This window comes from Vibrio sp. 811, from assembly GCF_033339195.1.
Window position 1 is genome coordinate 112735 of the sequence record NZ_JAWOUB010000001.1, and the last position, 21794, is coordinate 134528.

Annotated in this window: 14 protein-coding genes and 1 pseudogene; 8 read left to right on the plus strand and 7 right to left on the minus strand. The window is 42.2% G+C overall.

What is annotated here, in order from left to right:
- Positions 1 to 225: 225 nt before the first annotated feature.
- Entirely contained in the window at positions 226 to 2607 is a 2382-nt protein-coding gene (locus R7Q46_RS00530) for a hypothetical protein (protein ID WP_318077217.1), read from the minus strand.
- Positions 2608 to 2673: 66 nt separating this feature from the next.
- A complete protein-coding gene (locus R7Q46_RS00535) occupies positions 2674 to 3501 on the minus strand; it encodes a hypothetical protein (protein WP_318077218.1) in 828 nt (275 codons plus the stop codon).
- Positions 3502 to 3595: 94 nt separating this feature from the next.
- Here R7Q46_RS00535 and R7Q46_RS00540 point away from each other — a divergent pair, with 94 nt between their 5' ends.
- The 3 genes from R7Q46_RS00540 to R7Q46_RS00550 all read left to right on the plus strand — a co-directional run bounded on the left by R7Q46_RS00540 (position 3596) and on the right by R7Q46_RS00550 (position 8118).
- Positions 3596 to 4804 carry a winged helix-turn-helix domain-containing protein gene (locus R7Q46_RS00540; RefSeq protein WP_318077219.1) on the plus strand — a complete coding sequence of 403 codons (1209 nt, stop codon included), beginning with the start codon at positions 3596 to 3598 and terminating at the stop codon, positions 4802 to 4804.
- Positions 4805 to 5047: 243 nt separating this feature from the next.
- Entirely contained in the window at positions 5048 to 6745 is a 1698-nt protein-coding gene (locus tag R7Q46_RS00545; protein ID WP_046875411.1) for an ATP-dependent nuclease, read from the plus strand.
- Positions 6742 to 8118, plus strand: coding sequence for a UvrD-helicase domain-containing protein (locus R7Q46_RS00550; RefSeq protein WP_046875410.1), 1377 nt, complete (start codon positions 6742 to 6744; stop codon positions 8116 to 8118). The genes R7Q46_RS00545 and R7Q46_RS00550 overlap by 4 nt, the downstream gene beginning before the upstream one ends.
- Positions 8119 to 8686: 568 nt before the next feature.
- On the opposite strand, the gene R7Q46_RS00555 is transcribed toward R7Q46_RS00550, so the two are convergent.
- Positions 8687 to 10339, minus strand: coding sequence for a recombinase family protein (locus R7Q46_RS00555; RefSeq protein ID WP_046875409.1), 1653 nt, complete (start codon positions 10337 to 10339; stop codon positions 8687 to 8689).
- A gap of 48 nt (positions 10340 to 10387) precedes the next feature.
- Here R7Q46_RS00555 and R7Q46_RS00560 point away from each other — a divergent pair.
- Positions 10388 to 11980, plus strand: a pseudogene (locus tag R7Q46_RS00560) (FAD-dependent oxidoreductase); the annotation flags it as partial.
- Between the two features lie 67 nt (positions 11981 to 12047).
- Here the strand turns inward: R7Q46_RS00560 and R7Q46_RS00565 are convergent.
- Both R7Q46_RS00565 and R7Q46_RS00570 read right to left on the minus strand, forming a co-directional pair.
- Complete coding sequence (locus R7Q46_RS00565; RefSeq protein WP_176311566.1) at positions 12048 to 12746, minus strand: aspartate/glutamate racemase family protein; 699 nt, start codon at positions 12744 to 12746, stop codon at positions 12048 to 12050.
- 137 nt (positions 12747 to 12883) lie between these two features.
- Complete coding sequence (locus tag R7Q46_RS00570; protein WP_167416018.1) at positions 12884 to 13684, minus strand: PhzF family phenazine biosynthesis protein; 801 nt, start codon at positions 13682 to 13684, stop codon at positions 12884 to 12886.
- A 148-nt stretch (positions 13685 to 13832) separates the two neighbouring features.
- Between R7Q46_RS00570 and R7Q46_RS00575 the strand changes: the two genes are divergently transcribed.
- Positions 13833 to 14282, plus strand: a complete 450-nt coding sequence (locus R7Q46_RS00575; protein WP_205461022.1) for a YkgB family protein — start codon at positions 13833 to 13835, stop codon at positions 14280 to 14282.
- A 198-nt stretch (positions 14283 to 14480) separates the two neighbouring features.
- Here R7Q46_RS00575 and R7Q46_RS00580 read toward each other — a convergent pair whose 3' ends face one another.
- Both R7Q46_RS00580 and R7Q46_RS00585 read right to left on the minus strand, forming a co-directional pair.
- Complete coding sequence (locus R7Q46_RS00580; protein WP_005376099.1) at positions 14481 to 14957, minus strand: DM13 domain-containing protein; 477 nt, start codon at positions 14955 to 14957, stop codon at positions 14481 to 14483.
- A gap of 195 nt (positions 14958 to 15152) precedes the next feature.
- Complete coding sequence (locus tag R7Q46_RS00585; RefSeq protein ID WP_205461021.1) at positions 15153 to 17477, minus strand: FdhF/YdeP family oxidoreductase; 2325 nt, start codon at positions 17475 to 17477, stop codon at positions 15153 to 15155.
- Positions 17478 to 18142: 665 nt separating this feature from the next.
- On the opposite strand from R7Q46_RS00585, the gene R7Q46_RS00590 reads away from it, so the two are divergent.
- The 3 genes from R7Q46_RS00590 to uhpT all read left to right on the plus strand — a co-directional run bounded on the left by R7Q46_RS00590 (position 18143) and on the right by uhpT (position 21712).
- Positions 18143 to 19027 carry a LysR family transcriptional regulator gene (locus R7Q46_RS00590; RefSeq protein ID WP_005460961.1) on the plus strand — a complete coding sequence of 295 codons (885 nt, stop codon included), beginning with the start codon at positions 18143 to 18145 and terminating at the stop codon, positions 19025 to 19027.
- Between the two features lie 53 nt (positions 19028 to 19080).
- Entirely contained in the window at positions 19081 to 19911 is an 831-nt protein-coding gene (gene fdhD / locus R7Q46_RS00595) for a formate dehydrogenase accessory sulfurtransferase FdhD (RefSeq protein ID WP_017447522.1), read from the plus strand.
- A 406-nt stretch (positions 19912 to 20317) separates the two neighbouring features.
- Positions 20318 to 21712: a hexose-6-phosphate:phosphate antiporter gene (uhpT, locus tag R7Q46_RS00600; RefSeq protein ID WP_021707729.1), complete on the plus strand. Its 1395-nt coding sequence runs from the start codon at positions 20318 to 20320 to the stop codon at positions 21710 to 21712.
- The last annotated feature ends 82 nt before the right edge of the window (positions 21713 to 21794 follow it).

The following is a 21794-nucleotide window of genomic DNA, read 5'->3' on the forward strand; positions in this document are numbered from 1 at the left end:
AATTATATCTGAAATACTAATCACTTTATTTGTTCTAGTTCTCTGTACTTGGTAACTGAGAGCGAAATAAGCTTTTCAATCGTACTGCTGTCTAGAGAATGCGTATTAATCCTTTTTGTACGCGTGGGAGTGATATAAAGCGGTACTAAGAAGCACCACTTTTCCTGTTCTAGACCCTCTCTTACCGTACTGTATAAAAACTGATTATATAACTAATACATTAAATCATTCGTAACCAGTTACAAGCTTCAGTGAGGCGTTACGCAACCATATTTTGTACTCTATTGCTAGAGGTGACACCGATACTCTAGCTTTTTGCTCCTTTCCTCCGTATCTTCCAAGCACAAACCCAAGCTTAGTCAGCAGTGCTTTTAAATAACTTGTAGCTTTGTAAGTTTGCTCCGTTTTATCTAAGTTTGGGAATTTCCATTGTGGTGGGAAATAGAGGTCAAGGCCATCACCATCCATCTTTCTTAATACGTCGGCTACAGAAGATTTAAATAAGAAGTGATTCGACTTTTCTTCTTCGAAGTTATAACCTTCAAATACTACGAGATAAATCATATTCGCTATGTATTCTTTCTGCCTTGAATAAATACCGATCTTTAGAAGACTCGATTTGTCCAACACAAACGGGAGGTGGGCAAATAACTCTCTATCGAAGTTATCATCAAACTTTACATGCTCTACAGTGATTTTGTCTAAGTTGTAGAGCATTTTGATTTCAAACTTTCTTATCTCTGCTAAATCTATTGACGATAGTGCATTACAACGTTGTTTAGTGGCAAATTTCGTCGGTGTAATCTCAACGGCTTTCACGATTGCAATTTGCTGTCTGGCTTTGAATTCAGCATCAAACTGCCTTTTGTGTGTAGAAACGACAGTATGCTGCTGCATAGAGTTTTTACAAGAGGCTTCAAAGCCAAGCTTTTCTAGTGTAAATCGTATTGATAGAGCTAGATGCTCATTAAGCTCTCGCTTTTGCCTTTCGAATTTCAACCTTTCTGTATAACGTTGCCCGAGATGTGAGTGACGGTGATTTTCAAGACAGTCGCTAAATTGGTTAATATTACGAAAGCTTTTCAATTCGCCACACCAAAAGTTATATTCTTTTGCACATCGAAATCGCCGCGAGAAATTAACTAACTCTCTTGGTATCAAAGTGGATTCACAGATGACATTCACTGTTTTGCTATAGTTTTCAATAATAGAAAAGCCAGCACCTAAGCATGGCGAAGCAATAATAGCTTTGTACTTTGTCACTTCTCGATTCGGATTTTTTAGGAATGCTTTCTGAGCTGGCATATCTCGATTATCACTATGCAGCACAAGAACACCGTCATTTAAAGCTTTCGTTTCGCAATCTAAGCCCAGATGATTTTGATAGCCTAGCTCACCAACAAATCGTTTCAGCGTTTGAAGATTATCAAACAGAAACACTTTATCCCGTTCTAATACATCTCGAACGTGCTTCGGATTTAAAAGTTCCTTTTTGTTCAAGATCGTTGCGTTAAGGCCTTTATATGGGTTTTCTTCGCACTCAATTACTGACAGTTCCCCGCGAATCTGCTTGAGAAAAGCTAATGAGTTATCAGTAAGATCAGCGTCAGCTACTATTACCCTTGGTACTGTTTTTAAAATATGAACTAGTGCCTCAAACACTCTATCTGCTTGCATCGTTCGACTGTTCTCGCTACATACGAGAGTCTTAAAGACCTTCTCAAACTCATCGATTAGTAAAGTATGTGATGAGCATATCTTCTCGAAGATATGGGGTTTCCAAATGCTATTAATTACACTCCCCATGCTGTTGGCTTGCCCTAACTTCATTAGATCTTGCTCTTGATAGGAAGCACAGCTTGCTTCCAGACAAAATTGCTCCACTAACGAAATCAAATGCGAAATATAAGTCACATTTTTATCTGCCGAAGCGCTACGAGCAATAGGAGTATATACATAGCTTGTTTTACCCACTCCTGTCGCAGCGATAATTGCCGTGGTTGACGGGAGTTGAGATAGTTCTAAACCTCTCAAGCTGTCTACTCGCTGATAGTTATCAGATGAATTGATTTTAAAGTCACGCTCTACAGCCTCTTTAACCCTTTCTATCTTGCGCTCAAGACATCGAATGAAAGGTGCTTTCAAACTATCATCCTGAATATATGCTGCTGCACACTGTTTAGCACAAGAAAAAACAAACGGAATTTTTCTGATCGCTATCTTCGCTGCTAGCTGAGCAAGGTTTCCAGAGCGCGTTAACTCAAATGCTTTACATAAGTACTCAAGCTTTGCATTTTTAGGATGCGGGAGGGACTCCGAAATTGACAAATCAAACACAGAACAACCTAGCCCTAAGTAATTCTCTTGTAATATCCTGACTGCGTCTTTGCGAAAATTTTGGCTGTCAATAGCAATGGTTACACGATAGTTTGCATATCGATAATATTCACAAACTTTCTGGAGGTTTTTTTTATCTAAAGGGGTTACGATTGTTGCTGTTTCTGACTGGAAATTGATTTTGCCTGATGCCTTAACAACGATACTTTTCGTTTGTCTTTCTTGCTCAACTAAATGAGCAAAATTATGATTTTTAGCTACTAGTTTCATTATTTTTATTCTTATTCTAGTTTTTTGAAGCAGGCACTGAGTGCCTGTATATCTATGTTGATTGCTCTATATTTGTTCAGATAAATGCTGTTCTAAGCGGCCTTCGAGACGGTACCTCTCTGCCATTGAGAACTCATATTCTTGTTGTAACCTTTGGTTTTGCTCCATGAGTTGATGAGCTTGAATTTCTAGCTGTCGATTCATGACATTAAGCTCAGTTATCACTCTCTGATTTTCAGCATCTCTGTCTTGTAAGCTTTCAATTTCTATCTGACATTGCTCTAGTTGCATGAGCTGAGCTTTAGCCTCAAAAAGTTCTTCCATCTTTGCTTGAGACTCAATCGCCTTCCCTTCCAATACTACTAACTGGCCCCTCAACTCATCGATGAGTTCGCCACTTTCTATCAACTGAAGTGATAGCATTGATTTTTCAACGTCGTCTTGAGCAGATTTTTCAGCTAGGGCATTGTTAATCTCTTCCTGTGTCTGCCGCCATATGCTTTCAATATCCACCTGAATCGAACCCATTAGCTTTTGGGAAAAAGCCTGCGGAATAGGCTCTAACGCCAGGTTTGGAGAATGGAACTCCCAGTACGCTTCATAAGCCGCTCTCGATTTCTTGAACTTACCGCCGACCGCTTCATTCAATTGAGTCACGTTTTCAATTGGCTCCCCTGAGTTTTCGCCCTCTTTCATTGCTTTGTAGTAATCAGAGAATGGCTTTCCTTTTTGGGGGCTATATCCCAACGATTTCAGTTTCTCTACAAACGATGCTTCCATCAGCAAGTAAGTTTGGTCAGTAAAGTTAGTTTGTTCGGTATGTCCGTCAGTAAGTATGTTACTTATAGTCTGCTCACTGACTGACTTTGTTTGGTTGTAATTTTGTTTTTTCATTTTTGATTTTCCGACTTATGTGTTGAACATGACTTCACTTTAAAATCTCTGTACCATACACAAAACAACCAAAAAACCACCCAACCATGTTGACATGAGATATAAAGAACTAGAAGCCGAATTAGTATCCAACCTTGAAAAACTCAAAGCTAGTGCATCTCACAAAGGGCTTAACCTCCTCAAAAAGAAGTGTCACAAGAGTTCGGGAATTCTGGTTTCAACAGCATTTTCTCAACCACAATTGTCAGCCCATTATTCAAGCTTAATTTCAGATACCATTCCTTTTTGCAGGAAATATGAAGGCCTGAAGCCACAAAGTGTTGAAGAGTTAATACGCTACTGTGGTGGACTAAGCACAGCTATAAATAACATCCAATATGCTTACGAATTCGAATTACCGATGAGAGTGGAAGTAGATGATGATTTAGAGTTCTTACTTTTTTCGTTAGAAAGCGTTTTGCTAAAAGCAAGGAGTGCAACTAGCCAAACTAAAAAGTGGATACCTTTTGAAATCGCTCAAGAGCAAGGGCGATTAAATCTTTTTGAGTCCCAATACAAAACTCGTGTGCCTATGTGTGCTGTTTGTTGGAAACGGACATTTTCATCCAGTTACTATTGTAAAGAGCACCATTCCATTCACAACAAAAAAGCGTACAACTCGGCCGTACGAAAGGTTCTATCGTTTACGGAAAGACACTCTTCTAATTCAGAGTTAAAAGATTTTTCCAATGCATATAGAAAGAAGAACGGAAAGCAAAGAGGCCTAGCTGCTAAGTTGTTCAGCATGGTGAACGATAGCGTCCCAGCAGTAGTTGATGTTCTCAGTTATCAAACCGATGAACACTGGGAGTCATATGCCGAATCGATAATTCTCTATGCTAAAAATAACTACCCTACTAGCTTTCATCGCTTACAACAGACCGATAATTTAACGCAATTCTCCAGCTTTAATTCTCTTCTAGGTTGGGGATTCATGGTTATCGAAAGCCTCGATGACTCGGGGGTTGAATCTTCACGATGGGAAGCTTCTGAAGAATTAAATCATTTCGATAACGGTCCATTGAGGTTTGCTATTCTGAATATTTTAGCGAGGTATGAAGCTACGCAGCGCATATATCAGCCATTGAAGTCGGGGCCTATGAAAGGCTATGGTGCAGACGTGAAACGCCGAGAAATTTTGCGTGAACTCTATCGTAAGCAGTTGGAAGATAACGGACGTGTCAATTTATCCCAAATTGCCAGAGAAATGGGACTATCTAGACAAAGAGTGAGTGTGCTAGTGAAAGAGCTTCAGTTGATGTAAAAAGTGCATTTGTTCAGTTTATATATATAATCGAACAAAAATGCACTTTTCTGAATGCACAAGCAACAAGTGCTTGTGCTGACCTATAGTCCGACCAATCAAGCTTAACCTCACTAGCTCGAAAGTGGACATTTGTGAGTTACGTGCGATCACACTTAGGCACCAACAAGTAGTAGGAACAATACAATAACCTGTAGTACATTAGTAGCATATGCGCTTGTTTTCTTTTTTAGGGAAATTCCTATGTACATCAGAAAGGTAACGATTAACAACTACCGTAGTTTCCGCACTTTCGAAGCTAAACTTCAACAACTGACAGTTGTTATTGGTGAAAACGATACTGGTAAGACGAACTTTTTCACCGCACTTTCGTTACCGTTAAGCGGCAACCTAATAGACTTCAACCAGAAGCGTTTGAGTGTTTCTGATATCAACAAAGATTCCGTTATTGATTTTCTAACGTCCGTTGTCAATGATGACACCGAAGAGAATCAGCTTAAAAAGATCCCTAAAGTATCAGTAACCGTAGAGTTCGCTGATCCGAAAGATGCTTATGAAACAGCACTGTTAGCTAAGTGGATTGTTGCAGATGGAGATAAAGAAACTTACAAAATCAGATACGACTTTAAGCCTAAAGACGACAAAGATTTGCTTGAGGTCGTGAAGAAATCGTTCGCTGGTAAGACTTTAGATGATATTAACTGGTTTACTCTACCCGTTGAGCTATACGACTACCAAGTCGTCTCTGTGAACAACGAAAAGCCTATCGCATACAGTGACTTAAAACACGTCAGTCTCCATAGCATCAATGCAGAGCGAGATGACTTCTCAGAAAGCAGTTCAATGAAGTCCAATAGCATTTTCACCAAACTGCTTATGAACACTCTCAACGATGACGACAAAGGTCAGATCAATACCGCCTACTCTGAGTTTTTTAGTGCTATTGAAAAGACTGAAACATTCGACAAAGTCATTAGAACTAATGACGATTTTGAGAATTACGACAGTATTATCAAACAGCTTGAGTGCACTCCTAACCTGCCTAACTTGAAGAACATCTTATCGAACATCACTTTGAAATACGGGAATGAATTTCTGTACCAAAAAGGCTTAGGACAACGAAATCTTATCTACATACTCATCTTGTTTGCTTACTACAAGTCATGTGGTGATACATTCAACTTGTGCTGTATAGAAGAACCAGAAGCACACTTGAGCGTTAACAACCTTCGTTTAGTAAGAGACTTCATTGAGAAAAGCTCAAGCAACAGTGGCTCGCTTGTACAAACTATCATTTCGACCCATAACCCATCGATCATCAACAAGCTAAAGATCTCTAATGTGTTGGCGTTTACTGGCGAGAAAGCAATTAGTCTGTCTGATACTCCAACTAAGCTAGTTGACTACCTAAGAAAGAGACCTAACTTCGACATCTTAAAGCTGCTGTTTGCGAACAAAGTCATTCTCCTAGAGGGTCCGACTGAAGAAATGCTAATCAGCACTTATCTGTCTAAACAGCCAGCCCTCAACGACATTGATATTATTCCAATTGGTCAACGTGGTTACGCCACTTTCTTAGATATATGGCTAGCCTTGAACAAAGATAACCAGAACAAGAAAATTGGTGTTGTCCGTGATTATGACAATTCAGATGCGGCTAAAGCCAAACATGATGCCTATGACACAGCGCATGCGAATGTCACTGTAAGAACAACAACAAACTACACACTTGAAATTGATTTAGTAGAAGCAGAAGACAACCTAGCTTTACTAAGTGATTTATTCGAAATGGAAGGCGACCTCGACGCAGTATCCAAACACATGATTAATGGTAAGACAGCAAGAATGCTTGATGTATGTGATGCGATGGTTGATGAAGAGAATCCGCTGGATATCAAGTTACCAGCTCACATCGCTGAGGTTATCGAGGCGGTATCATGATAGAAGTACAGATTGCTGGTGCAGGTGCTGGAAAAACTTATGGTTTAGCAAAGACTTTGATAGAGCACATCGAAGCTTGTACTAGTCACAAAAAGACATTTGCACTTACGTACACAAACTCTGCAACAGCGAAGATAGAGCAAGAGATAATCAAACAGCATGGCTTTATTCCGTCGAATCTCTGTATACAGACCATACATAGCTTCTTGTTAAACGAAATCATCTACCCATTCTCGTCATTCACTCTCGGAGATGTGTATAACGACGCATCAATAATGATGTTACCGAGCGATGCTAGATTCAAAAACTGGCACTTAAAGCGATTAAAAGATAAAAACATCATTCATGCCGAGAGCGTCTACAACATCGCTAAACAAATTGTTGATGAAACCACCAGCAAGCACAACAACAGAGCGAAGAAAGCTAAAGTCCGCAGACTTTTGGCTATTCTAGGAAGCTGTTTTGACAAGATATTCATCGACGAAGTCCAAGACTTAGATAAAGATGCACTTCGCTTTTTCGAAGTTCTAGGCAGCAACGATATTGACATATACATGATCGGAGATCCAAAACAAGCAATCAAGTTTCCCCAAGATCTTGATGCTTTCGTTCAAAAATTAGCTCAAAAAAAATACGCGACCATACTACCGATCAACAATCAAACTAGGCGAGTCCCCAGAGAGATACTAACTGTCTCAAACAGCTTCTGTTATGAAAATCAGCAACAAGAGTCACTATCAGAAATGGTTGGTGAACTCATGTACATTGAATCGACGGACGGGCGATATGACGATCTACTAACGCACTACTTAGATACAAAACAGCTTGTTTGTATCGACAAAAAGAATGGTCGCTATACAACTTCATCTAAACACAAACACTCATTCCCACGAGAGATCGAGGAAATGATTCGTGATTCTAACCACAAGAAAGACAAAGCTTTGTTTGTTAAAGCAGCTTTTTCTGACTTTATGGACGATGCGATCAATGAAGATAATAAGAAAGCCATAAGTAAACTCATTGCTCGGCATTCATTGGCTCTTAATAAACAGCACTTCGCCCAATTACATGAGCTATGCAATTCATGCACAAAAAATGATGTTCAATTCAAAGTCCAAAGTATCGAATCTATCAAGGGATTGGATGCTGATGTGTGTGTAATCATACTTAGCCCTAATACCCTGAAATACTTAACTCAAAATGGTATTAGCAAAGCAAATCGATTTAATAAAGAATGGAAAAAAATCTATGTCGCTCTTACTCGTGCCAAAAAGAGGCTGGTGTTAGCTTTAGATCACGATTTACTCGCTAAAGAAGATATGGCGGCTGTTAGGGATTCCATAGGTGAACTGGGATTCGTTACTCATAACTAGTATGCATCTGTCCACAAACACCCATGGAGTCTAATAGAAGTCAGACTCAAAAAATGTGTGATATCTAGTGACCCTGTAAATAATTCTCTTTGACACTTGTTGCAACTCATTTTGGGGCAAAGGCTCGTTACAGCGACCGAGGACGCAATTACTAAGTATCGCTAAGAGCTGGAAAGCAACCGAGAAGGATCACTTCCTAGTTGCCAGCATGAAAAGGGCAATTGTGAGCAGAAAAACCTATTTAAACTATCTGTTACGACAGACATTATTTCTGTTTGCTAGCCTTTGTTATCAACTGAAACTGTTTAGTATTGCGAGTTCTATAACGTGTTAGATACTTATCAAAAAAGTCAGATAACTCTTTAATCTGTAGTTTCTTGGGTCAAGATCTGGTTTCAATCTCTACAACTATTTGCCAATGTCACCCACTTATGTCGAACCCGATTGATCTCTATAGTTTGGCTACGTTTGATGCTTTAATAGCCAGAATTCGCACTCTATGTCTTGATTAGAGTCTGATTGTGCTTCCGCAAGATCTTCATCAGTATTTAAGTTTTCGATAGCAACGCTACAGCTTTCTCGAAGATAGTAACAGCGATGGAGTTTTACCCTTCCTCAATACAATACCTTGCATGGTATCTTTCGCTGTTATAGTTAATTTACTAACATCTCTTTCAGTATAATCGTGGGGAATTCTTATCTCAAAGTCATTCCAGACTCCAACTTTAATCACTATCTGCATTTCATAAAAGATAATTTTAATTTTATAGTCTTTCATAATTTGATTAAATTTATACCTACCTTCAGAGTTGCCTAGGTCTAAATTTAGTTCTTTTAAAGTACCCGTGATTTTTGCTTTAGCACTCTCTAACTGCGCCATTATTTCAGCTTCTTCCAAGCGTAACTTGTCGTATAGTTCTAACCACCCCGTATCGTTGGGATTCCTAGCTAAAAACTGTCTAATATTCTTTAAGTGCTCAGTTTTTTCACCTCTTTGTGCTTCTAATGCAGAGATATCAATCGAACTACTTATTTCATATTTGATCTCTTTTAATACTCCATACACGATATTCTGAGCTTGAAAATAGTTAACATTTTTAGCTTTGCAACGGTGACGCTTCTTTTTGTTATTACACTTAAGATACATGCCTTTCGGTGGTTTAGTCCCAGGTTTTCGCCCGTAAGCTAACGTGTATCCACACTCATTCCCTCGGTCGCTAGGCCAGCCGCATGTTGCGATGTTACGGAACACATTGTTGAATTTACCACTACCTCCGCCTCCCCTATTGGTATCGAAATTTTTCTGTACTGCATAATATACACCTTCATCTACAATAGGCGGGTAGTAAGTTTTTTGTTCACCCAATTGTCCAATTACATTTTTATTACGTAAAACCGCATTAATTGTAGATTCAGCAAGAGGAGAGTTCAGCGCCCCTCGAACCAACTGCCCTTTCTGATTATATGTGTACCTAGCCAAAACTAAGCTTGGCTCATCACCCACAGTAACAAAGCCTTTTAGCTCGCCTTCAGCTTCGAGGTCTCTTAACTTATTCATAATTCTTATAGCGCCCCAGCCATACTTCAATTTCAGTTCAAAAATCTTTTGAACAATCTCAGCGTTTTGGGGGATGACTTCGTGATTCTTACGATCATAGGAACGAGTGAGCCAGATCGGGGTTTTTGCTATATGCTTTAAGCCCTGTTCTTTCATTGTATTATTGCTTGCTCGGATCCTTGCGCTTTTCTGAGATGATTCTTGGTTTGCAAGATAGATACTAATCTCCAGCAGGACTCGAGCACTCACACCTTCAATGCCTTGCATGTCCTCTTCGAACACAATGTCCCATTTAGTAATCGCTATTTTCACACCTGCGGACAAAATTTGTTCAAATTGCTTGCGCACAAAATCTGGCTTTGCTCGACTAAACCTATCAATCAGCTCGATAACAATAATGTCACCTTTTGCGATAAAGCCACGCTCAATATCACTCATTAGCTGACCAAGCTCACCTTTCTTTAGGTTAGCTGCTGTGTATCCACTACGACCTCTATCCTCGTAGATCTGCCCACGGCTATAAGTTGGCAAGCCGTCATCAATCCTTTTCTTGTTATGGTTCTCAATCCAAATTTCGCTACCCTGTTGTTGACGAGCTATACCATGTCCTTCCTCACTTTGGACAGACGTACTAACACGGTGATAAAGGTGGTATTTACTCATTTTTTATCTCTCACAAACCTTTTAAGTCAGATGAAGTCTATCATACAATTAGCTTTTGCAAACTGTGGCTTACCCTATCACATTGGTGGCGATATCCAAGAGCGCAGCAAACTGCTTCTTCAAACGCCTGAGAGCTTTCTAGCGCGTTTCAATGTTGATGTCCGTGTGATGAACGAAGTGGTTTCTATTAACCGTCAAGACAAAACGGTTACGGTTAACAATTTGCTTGATGGCTCGGAATACCAAGAGAGCTACGACTTTCTTCTACTTAGCCCTGGCGCAGGTCCAGTTGTGCCGCCTATTCCGGGTATTGATAACCCGTTAACACACTCGCTGCGCAATATTCCAGATATGGATCGCATCATTAAAACGATCGAAACCAACAAAGTTGAACACGCTACGGTCGTTGGTGGTGGTTTTATCGGTTTGGAAATGATGGAAGCCTTCCACCAGCTAGGCATAAAAACCACATTAGTTGAAATGGCGGATCAAGTGATGACGCCCGTTGACCGTGAAATGGCTGGCTTCGCACATGCTGAAATTCGTGAGAAAGGCATCGACCTTAAACTTGGCGTCGCACTTGAGTCGGTGAAATTCGTACCTAACGAGCACGTGGCAAGTTTCGACTCTGGTGAGAGCGAAAAACACCAACATCTAGAAGGTGAATTGGAATTAACACTAAACAACGGTGAAAGACTCACCACCGATATTTTGATTATGGCAATTGGTGTTCGCCCCGAGACCAAATTAGCAAAAGAAGCTGGCTTAGAAATCGGCGCTCTTGGTGGTATTTATACCAATGAATACATGCAAACCAGCGATCCTTCGATCTACGCTGTCGGCGACGCGGTAGAAGAGAAAGACTTTGTGACTGGCGAGCAAACTCTAGTGCCACTTGCGGGCCCGGCAAACCGCCAAGGCCGAATGGCAGCAGACAACATGCTTGGCCGCCAAGAAACTTACCAAGGTACGCAAGGCACGGCGATCTGTAAGATTTTTGATTTAGCCGTCGCTTCTACTGGTAAAAACGAGAAACAGCTGAAACGTGAAAACATCGCTTATGAAAAAGTGTATGTGCATACAGCAAGTCACGCGAGTTACTACCCAGGTGCAGAAACCGTGTCATTCAAAATGCTGTTTGATCCAGCAACAGGTAAAATATTAGGTGCGCAAGCAGTAGGTAAAGACGGTGTTGATAAACGTATCGACGTAATGGCAGTTGCTCAGCGTGCTGGTATGACGGTAGAGCAACTGCAACACCTCGAGCTAACTTACGCGCCACCTTATGGCTCTGCTAAAGATGTAATTAACCAAGCGGCGTTTGTGGCAAATAACATAATCAAAGGCGATGCGGCCGCGATTCATTATGATGAAATGGATTCACTGACAGAAGACCAACTGTTACTTGATGTTCGTAATCCTGGTGAATTGGAGTCCGTTGGTTATCTTGAAGGTGCAGTTAATATTCCTGTCGATCAACTACGTCGTCGCATGCACGAACTTCCTAAAGACAAAGAGATCGTGATTTACTGTCAAGTTGGGTTACGCGGTAACGTAGCATACCGTCAGCTGGTCAACAATGGTTACAAAGCCCGCAACTTGATTGGTGGATACAGAACTCTCAAATTTGCTCGCTTATAACTTGATAATAAAAAAGAGAAAACCACGTGCTTGGTTTTCTCTTTTTTTGCAGGAAAGAAAGCGTAGATCATTCACCTTCAATTGCCAAACGGACTGCTGCTTGAGCATGGATAGAAGTGGTATCGAGTAGTGTAACATCGGTGTGACTTTGGTTTACAAGTAAGGCAATTTCAGTACACCCGAGAATCACAGCTTCAGCTCCCTGCTCTTTTAGTTTTTCAATAATTTGCAAGTATATCGTCCTTGACTCCTCTTTGATTTCACCTTGGCATAACTCTTTATAAATAATGTTATGTACTTTAGAGCGGTCGTCTTGATCGGGAATGATGACATCAAGCCCATAGAGGTCTGAAAGCCTTCCTTTATAAAAGTCTTGCTCCATTGTGAATTGAGTACCAAGGAGTCCGACCTTTTGAACCCCTTTCTCACGAAGTAACTCAGCAGTCGCGTCTGCGATATGTAGTATGGGGATATTAATACTGGCTTCAATTTGAGGCGCAACTTTGTGCATTGTGTTAGTACAAATAAGAATGAAGTCAGCGCCCCCTTTTTCTATTGAAGATGCAGCATCAGATAGAATGCTTGCCGTTTCTTCCCATTTACCTTGATGTTGAAGTTTCTCTATCTCCGAAAAATTCACGCTATACATACAAATTTTTGCGGAATTTAGGCCGCCTAACGCCTCTTTGACTCCTTCGTTGATCAATTTGTAATAACTAAGCGTCGACTCCCAGCTCATACCACCTAGAAGACCGATAGTTTTCATATAACTCTCCATTGTTATACACCACCGTGCCAGGGGTGTTTTTACAAAAAAATCAGCCACTTAAATAAGCAGCATTCAAGCGTCTTCACTATTGAGCATCGGGTAACACGAAAATAAAATCATTCCCACAAGGACCGCTACGCGATTCTCATATATCCTCGCAATATCGTTACTGCATTTCCAGAAAGCTTAACGTGCTCAGTGCTTAACAACTCTGTATGGACGACCCCACTTCTCTTGGAGGTTTGGAAGCCTTTCAGTTGCTTTTTGTTGAGCTCTTTAGCCCAGTAAACACATAAAGCGCAATGTGCAGAGCCTGTAACTGGGTCCTCATTAACACCTACCCAAGGCGCGAAGTATCGAGAGACAAAATCGGCGTCAGTGCTTGATTGAGCAGTGATGACGACGCCACGGCCTTTTTGTTTAAGCAGCGCACCAAAATCAGGGTCGAGTTGTTCAAGCACAAATTCATCATTAATGACGACCAACTGCTTATTATCAAACTGACCGTAGGCGACTACATTGGCGGCATCTAGCCCCAAACCATGAAGTAAGTCTTTGTTAATACTAGCTCGCATATCTAAAGTTGGAACAGGAAACACCAAATGAATTTCTTCATGATCGAGTTGTGCAGTTAAAACCCCAGATAGCGTAACGAACTCAATCGTATCTCCAGTATTATATAACCCCTGCTCTTTCAGAACGTGCGCCGTTGCAAGTGTGCCGTGTCCACACAAAGCAACTTCCGTCCTCGGTGTAAACCAACGAAGTTGCATTGTACTGAGTGACAGAAATGCCGTTTCAGATAACGACATCTCGGCCGCGATGGCCAACATCGTTTCCTCATCAAGGCTTGACTCTGTGATACAAACACCCGCGGGATTACCTTTGAAAACCTCTGATGTAAACGAGTCAACCTGAAAAATTTTAACTTCCACGAAATATCCTTAAGTTCTATCAAACACGTAATTCTGTATCACGTGATTTTTAATATCTGTTGTTTGAGCGAAAAAAAACCTATGAAATTTTCTACCAACCTTATAGGTCTTGTTGGAAGCGCTAACAAACAGGAGAATGTAGTTAATTATGCAAAACGTAAAAAGCCATCATCAATGTGACTCAATTGGATATCTTATCGGAGTTTTCGGCGTTTCTTTAGTTCTAATATGGATTGGTATTTATAAATTCACACCTACAGAGGCTAAGCTTATACAACCGCTCGTTGAAAATCATTTTCTGATGAGTTGGTTGTATGATGTGATGTCAGTTCAAGCCGTATCAAACATCATTGGCGCAACAGAAATCATTGTCGCTATTGGATTAATCGTTGGCCTTAAAAGCACACGAGTCGCTTATTTTTCTGGCATAGCCGCCGCAATTATTTTTCTTGCGACACTCAGCTTTCTAATTACGACACCGAATACATGGAAAGTGTCTGATGGGGTTTTGGTGACAAACTTCTTTTTAGTAAAAGATATTCTATTTTTAGCCATTGCGATTAGCGTCATCGAACGAAACAAGCCAAACAGAGAATAACTCTAAATAGTTCGAAATCTTGTTTTTCCAGAACGTAGCCTGAAAGGTGCAAACGACTTACAAGTCGAATGGTTCTGTCAATAACTCTAAACAAAGGCTCTTAAATTTAGAATGTTTAAGAGTCTTTGCCTCTTAATTATGCGAAACAACATCCTAGCGTAAAGTGAAAAGAAAAGCCTTTCACTCTACTGCTAAGGTTTATTGATACTTTGCCGAAGTAATGAACTCACCGAATGTCTCGCACCATACAACAACCGTATTGTATTCAGAAATTGAAGTGCTTTGAGGAACCTCAACAACGAAGTTATCGAACGTTTTGACATCACCAATTAAGCTCATCTCAGATTTAAGGTCATTAAACTCTTGTTCCGTTTCGACAAACTTAGGAGATAGATAGAGTTTATAGTCTGGTCCGGGAGCGAGTTTTCCTACCAACGTAATGACTTCAGAACTCAAATGAATCTCTCCCTCTCCCCAATGAAAAGCATCGCTACCTTTGAGTTCCCTCTTAAACACTGCGCTGTATTCTGCACCTTGCTTGCTCTTAGCAACTTGTTCATCGGTCGGCGCAGGTGGTGCAATAAGGATCGGTAAAGTATAGATACCTATCGCAATGCCAATAGAAACTGCCACTAAGTGACTGATTGTTAATTTAATTATATTTTTCAAGGTCATAAGCATCTTCTTATTAGTTTTACTACTTGAAATTAGATTCAAATCGGCCTTATCTGTCTATTATCGAGCAGCATAATGTCATTAACATTATACACAAGCTATGCGCACTAAATGCAGACTGAGCGCAATTAAAAACGGCTGATAATTAATATCAGCCGTTTGCTTATCGGAAATGTCGTTGTGCCGGTTTGGTCACTATTCCGCTTCCACCAAAGCGATCTTATCGGATGTCGATTTTTCCAATTTTATCGCAATAAACTTAGAGGTTGGCGTAAACGTTCTATCCCCATAACTATCTAAAGGAACCAATGGGTTCGTTTCTGGATAGTAAGCCGCCGCCTGACCTGCTGGCACATCATAGGCAACAAGCGTAAATCCGCTTACGCGACGCTCTACGCCATCTTCCCATAATGACACCATGTCCACTTTGTCGCCTGGTTCAAAACCGTGTTTACGAATATCCGCTTCATTGATAAACAGCACTTCGCGCATACCAAATACTCCACGATAACGGTCATTCAAGCCGTAAAGTGTCGTATTGTATTGGTCATGTGAGCGCATGGTTTGCAAAATCAAATCTGGCTTTTGGCCTTTTTCGAGTATCGCTTCGCTGATCAACTGCTTCGGCAACTCGCTAGAGCTGAACTGCGCTTTGCCGCTTGGTGTGTTCCATCGACGCTCAGCAGCTGGGTTTACCAAGTGGAATCCACCCGGGTGTTTAAGCTTATGGTTAAAGTCGGTAAAGCCCGGAATCGTGTCGGCAATCAAATCGCGAATACGGTCGTAATCTTCAATCGCCCACAACCAATCAATTGGTTTTGCCCCGAGTGTAGCATTGGCAATACCGGCAATAATCGCTGGTTCTGAACGCAAATGCTCCGAACGCGGTTTTAGCTGACCAAATGAGATATGTACCATGCTGAAAGTATCTTCAACCGTCACACCTTGTGGGCCCGTCGCTTGCTGATCAATCTCGGTACGGCCTAAGCACGGAAGAATAAGCGCATCTTTACCTGTGACAAGGTGAGAACGATTTAACTTCGTCGAAATGTGTACGGTTAAATTACAGTTTCGCATCGCGTTGTGCGTACGTTCTGTGTCTGGCGTTGCTTGTGCAAAGTTACCGCCCAAACCGATAAATACTTTCGCTTGCCCTTCTTCCATTGCTTTAATGGCTTGCACAGTGTTGTGGCCTTCACCACGCGGGACGGCAAAGGCAAATCGACTTTCGATGCGATCTAACAACAGATCTGAAGGTTTTTCATCAATGCCCATCGTACGGTCGCCCTGAACGTTACTGTGACCACGCACTGGTGAAAGACCCGCGCCCGGCTTACCAACGTTACCTCGTAACATTTGCACGTTTGCGACTTCTTTAATGGTTGGTACAGAGTGACGATGCTGAGTCAACCCCATCGCCCAACACATGATCACACGTTCTGCACGTCGATACATGCTCGCCACCATCTCGATTTCACTTAAATCAAGACCCGATTGTTCCGCGATGTGTTCCCAAGAGGTTGCGTCCACTTCAGCCAAATACTCATCAATACCTATCGTGTGTTGTTTGATGAATTCACGGTCAAATACCGCTTTGCCACCGTTTTGCAATGCCTCGCGTTCCCATTGCAACAAGAATTTCGCGATGCCACGAAACACTGCCATGTCTCCGCCCAAAGCAGGACGCAGGTACGCCGTGTTTGTAGGTTCTGAGCCGTTACTCAACATCTCTATCGGCATTTGTGGGTTTTGGAAACGCTCTAATCCGCGCTCTTTCAGCGGGTTTAGACAGATAACCTGAGCACCACGTTTTACCGCTTCGCGCAGAGGTTCAAGCATTCGTGGGTGATTCGTGCCCGGGTTTTGACCAATCACGAAAATCGCATCAGCTTCTTCAAAATCATCAAAGATCACTGTGCCTTTACCAACGCCAATGGTGTCTTTCATCCCGATTGCACTGGCTTCGTGACACATGTTGGAACAATCTGGGAAGTTGTTGGTACCGAATGCGCGGACAAATAGCTGATACAAAAACGCCGCTTCGTTGCTTGCACGACCAGAGGTATAAAACTCCGCTTGGTGCGGTGAATCCAATTGGTTGAGATGTTTAGCCACAAGAGAAAAAGCCTCATCCCAAGAGACAGGCACATAGTGGTCGGATTCGGCATCGTATCGCATTGGGTGTGTGATACGGCCTTGGTATTCCAACCAGTAATCGGTTTGCGTTGAGAGAGAAGAAACGCTGTGATTGGCAAAAAACTCAGGATCAACCAGACGATTGGTTGCCTCCCAGTTTACCGCTTTCGCGCCATTCTCACAGAAATTGACTTTACCACTATCTGGCGACTCGCCCCATGCACATCCCGGACAGTCGAAACCGCCATTTTGGTTGGTTTTGAGCATAGTGCGAATGTTTTTAACTGCATTTTCACTGCCCCACCAACTTCTGGTTACGGCTTTCAGTGCACCCCAACCACCAGCTGGACCTTTGTATGCTTTTATTTGTTCTTTTTGGCTCACGACTTTACTCCTCGCAGATATACCAGCAAGCAGGGTGCCCGTGAAAACAAGCGCGTTATTTATTGAGATAATGCGGAAGTATTGAAGGGCTTAGTTTCTAATCCATGTATTTTTTAATCCAAATAAGTAACCACTCAACACGCTCTCGCTTGTCCGAGCGTTTACTTATCTAGATTCTTGATATCGGATACCCGCCTACTGTTTCTAAGACTGGTAGATTCAATTCGCATTGTTGCGTCTTGATCTAAATCAAAGATTAAGTCGATATTCAATATGCGTCCAATTGATAATCCTGACCGAGTGATAAACAAAGTCTATGACGAATTTTTCCACTGACGGTCATCACATTTTTAATCAATACAATTTATGAGGTTAATCGTTTTTCTATTCGATTCCGCCTAGTTCGCTTAACGAACTCAATAAAATCGCTACTCTTGATAATAGATAATATCTATCACACTATAGATACTTTAAATTTGACCCTAATTAATATCAGGAATAGCCTTGATTCAGATCAATTTTGAGTGTGGTTTTATTCTTGACTTGGTTTTGGTTTTTCATTCCCCAGTTAAAACGCTCCAGCGCTTAAAAAGTACGGTAGTGCTGTGCCCTTTTTAGGGAGTTCCCCGTACATGTGACTCACAACGCAAGGTTAACAAGCCATTATGGATATCAAACAACTTAAATATCTCATCGCACTTGAACAGACCAAACACTTTGGTCAAGCCGCCGCATTGTGCCACATTACGCAGCCTACTTTGTCCATGAGAATCCGAAGCTTAGAGGAAGAACTCGATCTCGAATTAATCCAAAGAAGTCAAAGATTTGAAGGATTTACTGAAGCCGGAGAACGCATTTTAGCTTGGGCAAAAACCGTCTTAGCAGCTCATGATGGATTGCAAGCCGAAGCCGCCAACTGCCGTGGTCAGTTGGTAGGCTCTCTTCGGCTTGGAATGGTGCCACTCGCCAGCCAAAACCCGATGCAATTGCTCAAACCATTAGCTCAACAGTTCCCTGAGTTACGCTTTCAAATACTCTCCATGACGACCGAACAGATCATAGACCAACTCAATCGCAATCAACTTGATTTGGGGATGTGTTATGTCGATCAAGTCAACACCGCTTACTTCGATGTTATCGAACTAGATTCAACCAAACTTGGCGTTTTATTCGATGAGCGTCATTTTGATTTTGCCGAATCTGAAGTGTTGTGGGAGTCACTCAATAACATTCCGCTAGGGCTGCTTTCGAAGGGCATGCACTATCGCCACTCAATTGATCTTAGCTTTGTGAGTAAAGGGCTGGTTCCGCAAACCGTCATTGAAAGTAACTCCACCTTTCACTTGATCCAAGCAGTAACCAGTGGCCTTTGTTGCGCCATTATGCCTCTGAATTGTGGATTGGAAGAGTTGAACGATACGCTTCGCATTATCCCTATCGAAGAAGCCGCCGTTCACGCCCCACTAGGTTTGTTAAAGCGAAAACAAGAACCCTTCTCCGCGCTAACCGATCAGTGCTTCGCAGAAGCAAAAAACATATTCAATCGATAACAAGAATCCACACGTCAATGTTTGGCATACATAACGGATTATGAGGTGATTTCATGAGATGCACTACTCAATCTTATTTTGAACTGTCCGATTTCAATCAAGCACCACCTCAACCAAGTGCGTTCAATTACCGAGAATTGATTGATGGCCGCCCAGTACAACAAATGTCGCTGGCGAGTGAATCCGCCTTAGCTATCAGCTACAACGGCATTAGCCAAGCGGTCATGATGGTGACGCCAGGCCATCTGGAAGACTTCGTGAAAGGATTTAGCCTAAGCACAGGCATTGTCCACGACTTCAAAGAGATCAAAGACATTGAAATTGGTGGCGATCACGAATCTCACTATGCGGAAGTGGAAATCAGCAACCGCGCTTTCTGGGCGTTAAAAACACAGCGCCGAAATCTTGCTGGCACAACCGGATGCGGGATTTGTGGCGTCGAGGCTCTGGAACAAGCTTTGCCTGATTTGGCGCCGCTGACACCGTCTCTTCCTCCGCGCTCCGATGTATTTGAAGGGCTGCGAGACAAAGTCGCACTGCATCAAGAAGCCGCACGTGAATCTGGCGCGTTACACGCCGCTTTATTTGCAGATTTACAAGGCAACATCAAGTTGTGCCGAGAGGACATCGGCCGTCACAACGCGCTAGATAAGTTGATTGGCGCATTGGCCAACAATCACATCGAGCCTCAAAGTGGCTTCGCAATCATGACAAGCCGTTGCAGCTTGGAGTTGATCCACAAAGCCGTTCGCGCGCGTATCCCCACTCTGGTTTGCTTATCTGCGCCTACAGCGTTAACCGTCGAATGGGCAAGAAGAAACCATTTGAACCTAATTCACTTACCAAAACACGGCTCGCCGCGTCTATACAGCCCTGCGCCTTAACACGTCAACCTAACCGAATTCCTAATATTTCTAACAGAGACCTCCGGGTTTCTGTTGTTTGCTTCTCATTCCCAATTGATACTTAGCGACAAGCCACTATTCTCTCCAACCAAACGTGCTCACCCCTTGTCTGCACTAAGCTTACGCATATTAACCCGCTTGCATTTGAACGCTTTCCAATCCGATAAGAACCCAGTCAAAAACCCATAGATTAGTAAGGATTTTGTGTGACTCTTTTCACGCTTTTCCTCCTTCCTAGGCATTTCTAGGAATTTTTCCTAGCCGATCTAGGCAACCATCTCATGTGCCTCACAAAACCACTCTCTAGAATTCCGCTCAGTCAAAGGTAACAAGAGCGCATAACGGTCTCCGTTGTGTTTCTAAAACAATTACAAGAGAGTTCATCATGTTAAAATTCCTCGAACAGGTGCGGAAGCCGACCCTCGATCTTCCTGTCGAAGTTAGAAGAAAGATGTGGTTTAAACCGTTCATCCAATCTTACTTGGTCGTATTCATCGGCTACCTAACCATGTACTTGATTCGTAAGAACTTCAATGTCGCGCAAAACGACATGATCTCAACTTACGGTTTGAGCATGACAGACCTAGGTCTTATTGGCCTTGGCTTCTCCATCACATACGGCATCGGTAAAACCGTTGTGTCTTACTACGCTGACGGTAAGAACACCAAGCAATTCCTCCCTTTTATGCTGATCCTTTCTGGTCTTGCAATGCTTGGTTTCAGCTTCAGCATGGGCGGCGGTAGTGCAAGCCTGTTCTTGATGGTGGCTTTCTACGCTCTGAGTGGTTTCTTCCAAAGTACTGGTGGCCCTTCTAGTTACTCAACCATTACAAAATGGACACCTCGTAACAAACGCGGCTCTTACCTAGGCTTGTGGAACATGTCACACAACGTTGGTGGTGCGGGCGCAGCGGGTGTTGCTCTTTTCGGTGCTAACTACCTATTCGACGGCCACGTAATCGGCATGTTCGTGTTCCCTTCTATCATCGCGATCATCGTTGGTTTTATCGGTATGCGCTTTGGTAGCGACTCTCCAGAAGCTTATGGTTTAGGTAAAGTAGAAGAACTTTTCGATGAAGCAGTGAGTGAAGAAGACACCGCCGCAGAAGAAAACCAGATGACCAAAAAAGAAATCTTTGTTGAATACGTTCTTAAAAACAAAGTTATCTGGCTACTTTGCTTTGCCAACATCTTCCTTTACATCGTTCGTATCGGCATCGACCAATGGTCAACGGTATACGCGTACCAAGAGCTTGGTCTGTCAAAAGAAACGGCAATCTCAGGCTTTACTCTATTCGAAGTCGGTGCGCTTGTGGGTACTTTGATGTGGGGTTACCTGTCTGACCTAGCAAACGGTCGCCGTGCATTGGTTGCTTGTGTGTCTCTTGGCTTGATCATCGTATCGCTTGAGTTCTACCAGCACGCCACTAGCGAGTTCATGTACTTGGCCTCACTATTTGTATTGGGCTTCTTGGTGTTTGGTCCGCAACTTCTTATCGGTGTTGCCGCGGTTGGTTTTGTCCCTAAAAAAGCAATCAGTGTGGCTGACGGCGTAAAAGGTACATTCGCTTACCTAATCGGTGACAGCTTCGCGAAACTTGGTCTCGGTATGATTGCAGACGGTACACCTATCTTCGGCTTAACAGGTTGGAAAGGTACCTTCGCAGCTCTAGATACCTCCGCCATGATTTGTATTGTTTTGCTTGCTTTCGTCGCTATCGCGGAAGAGAAGAAGATTCGACACGCGAAGAAGCTTCAACTTGCACAAAACCAAGCCTAACTTCTCTGCGCGCTTTACTTCGGTAAAGCGTGCAAGATCATTAAAATGAGTTGATCAATTCAGTATCATTAAAGGTTTTTCT